We start from the raw sequence: 7,773 nt of genomic DNA on the forward strand, positions 1-7,773 counted from the left end.
CGCGCTGGGGCTGGGGCATCCCCAATCTGAACAAGGGCATGTATGGCCCCGGCCAGCTCCTGGGCCCCATGACCTACAACATGGACAAGGCGCCCCTGGACGTCTGGTCGAACGACATCAGCCAGATTGCGATCAAGGAAAGGGAGCGGGAGGATCGGGAGTGGCTGGCGGCCTACAAGAAACAGGGCATCGCCTTCGCCGGTGAATTCAGCCCGAATGTATTGAGCCCGGACGGCAAGCTCAGCGAAAACGCCTTCATGCTTCAGGGCATTCTGGCTGATCCTTACGTCCAAGCCATCACCAACGGCCACCCGGAACTGTACGACAAGATTGGCTATGAGGACGCCACCAAGTGGCGTAAGGAATGGATGGACGCGCGCGCGGCCTTCATTCAGAACAACATCGACAACAGCCTCTACACGGCGTCTTTGATCAAGCAGGGCTCCGGGATGCTGATCATGTCGGGCCACGCCACCTACGAGGGCGGCACGACGGTGGAAGGCGGCAAGCTTTCGATCGCCGGCTCGCACGCAAGCTCGGTCGCCGTCAAGGGCGGCACGCTCGGCGGCAGCGGTTTCGTGGCAGGCAGCATCGACGTCGACAGCGGCGTGCTGCAGCCCGGTCTGTCGTCCGGGGAAGCGGCGTCAGCGGTGTCCATCACTCTGACCGACGTCGCGCCGGGCAACGTCCTGAACGTCGGCGGCGACGTGACCGTCAGCCGAGCGGGTCGCCTCGCCATCACCATCTCCGGCGACCACGACTACACGAGCGTGCGGGCCGCGGGTGACCTGGTGCTGAGCGGCGAACTCACCCTGGACATTCGCGCGTCCCTCACTCCCGGCACGGTACTGACGATCATGAGCGGCGACTCGATCAGGGGCCACTTCCATTCCCTGCCGGAACGGCGGGTCCTGAACGCGGGCCACCACATGTTCAGGGTGTCCTACCAGGGCGGCGACATGACGCTGACCGCCCTGCGGACGCTGCCCGGGGCACGGTCCGGCGGCGCCTAGCCGCACGTAACCTGGCCAGCCAGGCTCAGGTTCACCTGAGGCTGGCTGGCCAGGCCTTCGCCCAACGTGAGAGGTGGTTCTTGCCGTCGCGGTAGGACTTAAGGAACATCGCTGCCTGTTCGCTCGTCCACGACTGCCCTTGCGCTTGCGCAGTGGTGGCAGCGTCGTCAACGCGGCCGCGCCTGTCCTGCTCCAATACTCGATCGCGGCTCGTAAGCTGCGGTTTCGCGGGTCGGGCCCATGGTGGATGGTCGCGCACCGTCAGGCGTGGCTTCCCGGGGCATCTCTGCCGCGCCCTTGTCCCTCGCCGTAGCGAGACGTCCCGCCCAGCGCCTGGGGTCCCCCGGATCCTGGCCATTCACGTACCGTGGTCCTACCTTGCCGTGGCGGGCGCAGCACGGAAAGCGTTGACCGAGCAGGAAGCCGGGGGGCGAATGCAGCAGGGCAGCAGGCATGAACGCCTCAAGCTGGCGAGTCTGGACTTCCTGGGCGACGATTCCGCCTTGCGCGAGCAGGCCAATCGTGTGTTGCGCGAGACGGAACGTGAGCTGCGCCCCGAGGAGTGCTCCGGGGCGGACCAGACCGGCTCCGTCCGGATCATGGTCGACACCCAGCGAGAGGTTTCAGCTGTCACGATCGCTCGCGACTGGCGCAGCCAGTTCGGCCCCAGTGGGTTCGCCGATGCGCTCTTCGAGGCGTATGTCGCCGCCGTGCAGACTGCCCTCGAATTGGCGGCGCTCCTCCGTCTGCAGGCGGAGGAGAAAGGTCCCGCAGCGCTGGAACAGGAGCCGCGCGACAGGAGTCCCGAGCGGGACGTCGACGAATACACGTGGCTGCGCGACACCTGGCAGACGCTGCACGACCTTGACGAGGAGCTGGACGCCGCGACTCGCCTGTCCGGGTTGAAGGGCGAGTCCAGCATGTCGAGCCCCAACGGCTGCCTGACGTTGCACATCCGCGGAGGCGGCATCACCGGCATCACCGGTGACGTCAGGTGGATCGCACGGGCAGACGTGGATCAGTTGCAGTTCGAAGCCCGTTCCCTCTTCCGCGCGTTCGCGCTGGCCAGCGCCGGACGGACTGGATCGTGAGGCAGTGAGATGGCTGAACTGAACGTCATCACCGACTCGCTACGCGATGAGGGAGGTAAGTGGCTGTCGCTGTCGGACCGGGTCGCTGCCATCAAGGTCGCCGCGGAGCAGCTGCACCTCGACCCGTCGGCCTTCTTCATCGGTGACGCGAACGTCCTCATCCACTCACTGGCATACAGGGACTTCCACACCTTCATGGTCGCCGTTCTGAATGGGGCGGTGACCGAGTTCGAACAGGTGGGCAAGGCCCTGCGGCACATCGCCGACGAGTACGACCGGGCCGACGAGGTCGTCTCACTCGACCTCAACAAGATCTACAAGGCCTAGCGACCCCACCGCGCGACGTTCGGAGAGGGCACGGAGCACCACATGCAGCCAGGCACCACTGATCTCGAGTACGGGGAACCGTTCAACAAGGCGTTCGACCACATCCGCGCCGGCATCGACACGGCGATCGCCAAGTTCAACGAGATCGTCGAGCAGGTGCAGCAGTGGAAGTGGCTCCTCGGACCCGCAGCACTCTTGTGGATCAAGCACAGCCTGGACAGCACCAAAACGGCACTGAACGCCGTCCTCGACCGCGTCGAGCAGGCCTTGGAGCATCAACTGCCGGTGCTCTCGCTGATCGAGGTCAGCTTCCGCTGGGTCAACGACGTGAAGACCCCGGTCTCCGACGTTTCTTCCGCCACCACCGACCCAGCGAACGAGAACCTGCCCAAGTGGACCGGCGACGCCGCGAGTGCCTACAACGCCAAGGCGCTCAAGCAGAAAGCCGCAGTCGACGAGTCCGTCGTCAAGTCGGAGTTCATCAGCCAGTGGCTGTTCACGATCGCCAAGGCGAACGTCGACTACGCCGTCGAACTCGCCAAGATCGTCACGGGGCTGGTCGGCAAACTGGCGCAGGCGGCGTCCGAAGGGGCAACTGTCATCGACCTACCGTGGGCCATCTCCACCCTCGCCGAATCGGTCGGAGACCTCGTCACCGCCGGCCTGGACATTCTGCTCACCATCGGCCAGCGCTTCGTCGACGCGCTGGGCAACATCCGAGACATCGCCACGCAGGTCGGCGACCACTCGAAGCTGCCCGGTGGGCGGTGGCCCGAGGCCGTCCGAGGATGACCAACGGGCGCATCACACAGTGGGTACGGCCGCCTGGGTCGCCTTGAGCAACGTCAGCGCCTTCGATGCGAGTGTTTCGGTGGCGGCGTACGAGGTTCCGCCGACGGCCAGCCAGACTTTCACCACCAGGTTGCCCGTGCGCGCGCGGACCATGTACTCGGCGTACTTGAAGCCGGGCTCGGAGCGCCTGGTGAAGGCTTCCGCTTCGTCGCCCACACCGGTGATGCCGCCGGCTGGAGTCATCACCGTCACCTGCGCCGTGGCCCGGTAGAGCAGCCGAGCCTCCTGCTCGCTGACCGGCGTGGACGCCTCCACCCGCAGATTCGCCTGATGCCCGTCCTTTGTCCGCATCTCGAACAGACACGCCGCGCCCGGCTGCCCCAGCGGCGGCTTCGGATCGGTGCGGGCCACCGTCAGGGACAACTCCGCCAACGGTCGAAGATCAGTACGCTTGCACAGCTCCAGGTCTTGAGCGCGATAGATGGGCCCGGCCGAGGCGGTGGGCGCGGTGGGGCCAACACTGCTCGTGGCCGGCCCGGCGGTCGGCGCACCCGCAGGAGCCGAGGCACCGTCGCAGGCGGCAGTGGCGAACACCGCAACGAGCGCCACGACAAGACGAGAAGCACCGGCCGACGCAGACACGTCTCGAACATACCGGCTGCGAAGCTGGCAGACTGCCCGAGCGACGAGCCACTATGGTGCCGGGTATGACCGCCGCAGAGACGCCGGAGCAAATCGCCCGGACCCGCATGGTCACCGCCCGGTGGGTCCTGCAGGGCCACGCCGATCTTCGGACGTACCCCTATCGCCTTTTGGCCGTGGTCTCCCATCACGGCATCGGCGGCGACAAGGTCAGCGAGGCGGTTGCTGCCGCCGAGGTCCTGGGCCAGTTCGGCTGGGACCTCGTCAACATCTCGGAATTCGCCTCCAACAAGGTCGTCTACGCATTCCTGCGGAGACGGTGACGATGGCTTTCGGCCCCTCTCGGATCTGACGCAGCTGAACAGGTGACTGCCGTCGGACCGTATCCTCGACCGGCTTCTACTGGTTCATGTGGACGTAGGTCCAGCACAGTGATACCCAGCCGAGTCGATGGTGCGGCACGGTGTCGTCGAGGGCGAAGCGGGCCGCGATCCGCCGGGACTCAGTGCACGCCTCGGTGTTTCGGCGACCACGTCGGCGATCATCTCGTCCGCGGTGACCTGCCAGCTGGCGCCATCGCCGCGGGAGTTCCCGCTGATCTGTTCGCGGGGCTGTAGAGCGACGTTGATCTGCGCCAGGCCGATCTGTTCTGCCTGGTCCAGTGCGGCCAGCAGGTGCGCCTGGGCCCCGGTCGGCCCACTGCCGCGCAGTGTCTTGCCGTCGACCGCGATCACTCGCCTGCCGGCCCCGGTCAGAACCGCCCGGCTGAGCGGCCAGCGGCACACCGCAGCATCGAGGGCGCCGACGTCGATACCGGTCAGTACCCGGGACAGGGTGCTGTCGTCAGGCACCCGCCGGGCAACGGTGAACGCGTCGCGGGTTGCAGGTCGGCGGCCCATTTGACGGTCTCCACGACGCGGCTCGATCCCGAAACCACCGCCGCGATCGCGATCGCGAGCAGTCCCGGCAGCGGATGGATCCGGCCGCCGGCGTCCCGTGGGTCCGGAACCCGGGCGAGGGCCTGCAGCAACCCTGGCGTGTCCTGTTCCGACAGCGGCAAAATTCGCCGCTGCACCGATCGCAACTCCTGCGTGACAAGACGCCTTTGATAAACAGCGTAAGTCCCAGCTACCGGAACTACATTGATCGATGCCTTGACTCCATGCGCCGCCCTGCTCATGATTTACTGCGGCGGTTCAACAGTGAGGGTCAATGTGATGACGCAGGTAGAGCCACCGGCAGGAGGCCCCACATCAGCCGTCACTCTCAGCGAGCCTGAAAAAAATGGCGGACTCGCGCGTGCCAGTTCAGGCACGAGGGATTGGCTGACACGTGGAGCCCATCGGCGGGAACTGAGCATCGCGAGCCTCGGTTCAGTGCTCCTCGCTGTCGCGATGATCTGGCTGATTCCGCCGTACGCGGTTCGCGTGGTGACTGCCGGCGCCAAGACTGTGCCGATCGCCGACCCGGCCCACACCATCGTCGGTGACGTGGGTGACCCGACGGCCCAAGCATGGCTGGTGGGATGGGGTGGCCACGCACTTACCAACGGTCTGCGTGGCCTGTGGGACACCAACGCTTTTTATCCCGACAAGTACGGCCTAGCCCTGAACGACAGCCTGCTCGGCTATGCCCCGGCAGGGCTGATAGGCAACGGTGTAGTCGGCGCCGTGCTGCGCTACAACATCCTGTTCGTGCTGGCTTTCGCGCTCGCCTTCCTCGGCGGCTACGCGCTCCTGCGCCAACTTGGCGCGAATAAGGTCGCCGCCGCAGTAGCCGGGGCCGCCCTCGCCTACGCGCCCTGGCGCTACGGCCACGACGGCCATCTGAACATTCTCTCCACCGGTGGTATCACTCTGGCCCTGGCGATGCTGGCGCGCGGCCACGGACTCTCGTTCACACGCGGCTACCTTGCCGAACGAGTCCGGCCGGGATGGGCGTTCGCTGGCTGGCTCGTCGCGGCCTGGCAGGTCAGCCTAGGCTTCGGCGTGGGGCTGGGATTCGTATACGTCCTCGCCGCCCTCTGCCTGATCACACTGACAGCCTGGCTGATCCACCGCCCACGCCTTGGCCTCCGGCTGATCGTCGGTGATCTGATCGGCGGGCTGGTCTTCACCGCAGTGACCGGATACTTCGCGTACGCGTACCAACACGTGCGCGAGCTCAACCCAAATGTCACCCGGGACTGGGACTACGTCGCGTACTTCTCCCCGACACTGCGCGGACTTCTCGTGGCGCCGCAGTCCTCGCTGTCCTGGGGCACCCTGCACAACGACGCCCGCACCGCTCTTGGTGGCATACCGACTGAGAAAGTGCTGCTGTGCGGGTATGCACTGTATGCACTGGCCATCGCCGGCCTGTTCCTATCCCGCTGGTCACCGGTGCAACGGCTTCTGCTGCTGTTTGGGGCGGTCGTCGGAGTGTTGTTCGCGCTGGGCACGAACGGGCCGATCTACCGCCTGCTCTATCTTTACGTGCCCGGGTTCGATGGATCCCGTACACCAGGCCGGTTGATCTTGTGGCCCACTCTCTGCCTGGCCATTCTCGCGGCCGGCCTGGTTACCCACCTGGCCGACGTGGCTCGCAGGGGTGCCAAGCCGAAATGGTCGGTGGGAGCGGCACGGCTACTGACCGTTCCGTTGCTGGTCCTCGTGCTAGCTGAGGGCCTGCCTGACCTGGGCCACCCCCAAACCCCAGCCAAACCGGCCGCGATGGCGCTAGCCTCCGCGCACGCTCCGATCATGGTCTTGCCGTCCGACGACAGCGTCGACCTCAACGTCCTACTTTGGTCGACCGACGGTTTTCCCGCCATGGTCAACGGTGCGGCCAGCTACACCACACCCAACCGTCAGGCGATCCGCGACGTTATGGCGACCTTCCCCAGCGAGCCGGCCTTGGATCGGTTGCACCAGCTCGGCATCCGCAGCGTCGTCCTGCTGCGCAACCGACTCCAAGGCACGCCATACGAACCATTGCTTAACATCCCCGACGTACCCGGCATCACCCGCCACGACGTCGGGTCAGACGTGGTTTACATCATCGACACCAACACGAAGTGATGTTGGGCGTGTCCTCGCCGTGGTGCTTCGGCCTGGCCGGCATCCAGGACGAAGACCTGATCCGTATCACCGGGACCCGGTGGGCGATCGAGGAGTGCTTCCAGACCGCCAAGACCGAGGTCGGCCTGGACCACTACCAGGTGCGTCGATACGACGCTGGTGCCTCCACATAAGGCTCGTTCTGTGCGCCCACGCCTACCTCGCCGTCACCGCCGCCCACGCCAAAAACGGGGCGCCGAATCCGATCGCGGCCTCATACCCCTCACCCTCGGCGAGGTCCGACGTCTCCTGGCACACCTGATCACCACCAACCGGACCCATCGACCACACACATCGATGGCCATGATGGCGATGCCGACACCAATACCGCGCCAAAGCAGCCCACTACCAGCGAAGACTCCAACTCCACCAGGTACGGCTGGAGTACTACGGCCAGGAACAGGGGTGGCCAACTGGCGGTCCTGCCGCAAGTCGAAGGCTCATCCGGCCGCCCGATGCAGCGACAGCCGACGACATCTCCAGCGCTTGACGCGCAATCAAGAGCAGGACTGCCGCTCCATCCAGGACGCAGATGAAGCGGCAGGTCAGAGCGTGTTGTGCAGCAGGTACGTCAACGGCCAACCATCCACGCGGTTACCGCCAACAAAGATCATCCGTTACCGGATGTTACCGCCGACACCTGGAAGGATCTTCATCCTTACAGGTCAACCGGTCGGGACGGCCGGATTCGAACCGACGACCCCTTGACCCCCAGGACGCTTCGCCACACGTCCACGCACGTCACACACGCTACGCCCATGATCAAGGCGTGCTCCCGACGGCGCACCGCTTAGCATCGCGCACCACGTG

At 65.7% G+C, this 7,773-nt stretch carries 9 protein-coding genes and 1 pseudogene; 7 read left to right on the plus strand and 3 right to left on the minus strand.

Going from position 1 to position 7,773, the window contains the following annotated elements; translation table 11 throughout:
* The 4 genes from KBX34_RS32465 to KBX34_RS32480 all read left to right on the plus strand — a co-directional run.
* The coding region (locus KBX34_RS32465) for an autotransporter-associated beta strand repeat-containing protein (RefSeq protein ID WP_210928908.1) at positions 1–1,013 on the plus strand (1,013 nt) is incomplete at its 5' end.
* A gap of 407 nt (positions 1,014–1,420) precedes the next feature.
* Positions 1,421–2,104, plus strand: a complete 684-nt coding sequence (locus KBX34_RS32470) for a hypothetical protein (RefSeq protein ID WP_210928909.1) — start codon at positions 1,421–1,423, stop codon at positions 2,102–2,104.
* A gap of 9 nt (positions 2,105–2,113) precedes the next feature.
* Entirely contained in the window at positions 2,114–2,431 is a 318-nt protein-coding gene (locus KBX34_RS32475; protein WP_210928910.1) for a hypothetical protein, read from the plus strand.
* A gap of 42 nt (positions 2,432–2,473) precedes the next feature.
* Positions 2,474–3,223, plus strand: coding sequence for a hypothetical protein (locus tag KBX34_RS32480; protein WP_210928911.1), 750 nt, complete (start codon positions 2,474–2,476; stop codon positions 3,221–3,223).
* A 12-nt stretch (positions 3,224–3,235) separates the two neighbouring features.
* Here KBX34_RS32480 and KBX34_RS32485 read toward each other — a convergent pair whose 3' ends face one another.
* On the minus strand, positions 3,236–3,832 hold the full coding sequence (locus KBX34_RS32485) for a hypothetical protein (protein ID WP_247672495.1): 597 nt from the start codon (positions 3,830–3,832) through the stop codon (positions 3,236–3,238).
* Between the two features lie 98 nt (positions 3,833–3,930).
* Between KBX34_RS32485 and KBX34_RS32490 the strand changes: the two genes are divergently transcribed.
* Positions 3,931–4,188: a transcriptional regulator gene (locus tag KBX34_RS32490; RefSeq protein WP_210928912.1), complete on the plus strand. Its 258-nt coding sequence runs from the start codon at positions 3,931–3,933 to the stop codon at positions 4,186–4,188.
* 84 nt (positions 4,189–4,272) lie between these two features.
* Here the strand turns inward: KBX34_RS32490 and KBX34_RS32495 are convergent, their stop codons facing one another.
* Both KBX34_RS32495 and KBX34_RS32500 read right to left on the minus strand, forming a co-directional pair.
* The gene (locus KBX34_RS32495; protein WP_210928913.1) at positions 4,273–4,716 is read right to left on the minus strand and encodes a hypothetical protein; all 444 of its coding nucleotides are present in this window, start codon (positions 4,714–4,716) and stop codon (positions 4,273–4,275) included.
* The gene (locus KBX34_RS32500) at positions 4,683–4,940 is read right to left on the minus strand and encodes a transposase family protein (RefSeq protein ID WP_210928914.1); all 258 of its coding nucleotides are present in this window, start codon (positions 4,938–4,940) and stop codon (positions 4,683–4,685) included. The genes KBX34_RS32495 and KBX34_RS32500 overlap by 34 nt, the downstream gene beginning before the upstream one ends.
* A 301-nt stretch (positions 4,941–5,241) precedes the next feature.
* Between KBX34_RS32500 and KBX34_RS32505 the strand changes: the two genes are divergently transcribed.
* Both KBX34_RS32505 and KBX34_RS33925 read left to right on the plus strand, forming a co-directional pair.
* Positions 5,242–6,924 carry a hypothetical protein gene (locus tag KBX34_RS32505; RefSeq protein WP_307871549.1) on the plus strand — a complete coding sequence of 561 codons (1,683 nt, stop codon included), beginning with the start codon at positions 5,242–5,244 and terminating at the stop codon, positions 6,922–6,924.
* A gap of 56 nt (positions 6,925–6,980) precedes the next feature.
* Positions 6,981–7,174 (plus strand): annotated as a pseudogene (locus KBX34_RS33925) (IS701 family transposase); the annotation flags it as partial.
* Positions 7,175–7,773 lie beyond the last annotated feature (599 nt).

It is taken from the genome of Micromonospora sp. M61 (assembly GCF_018070245.1).
In the GTDB taxonomy this organism is placed as follows: domain Bacteria; phylum Actinomycetota; class Actinomycetes; order Mycobacteriales; family Micromonosporaceae; genus Micromonospora; species Micromonospora zamorensis.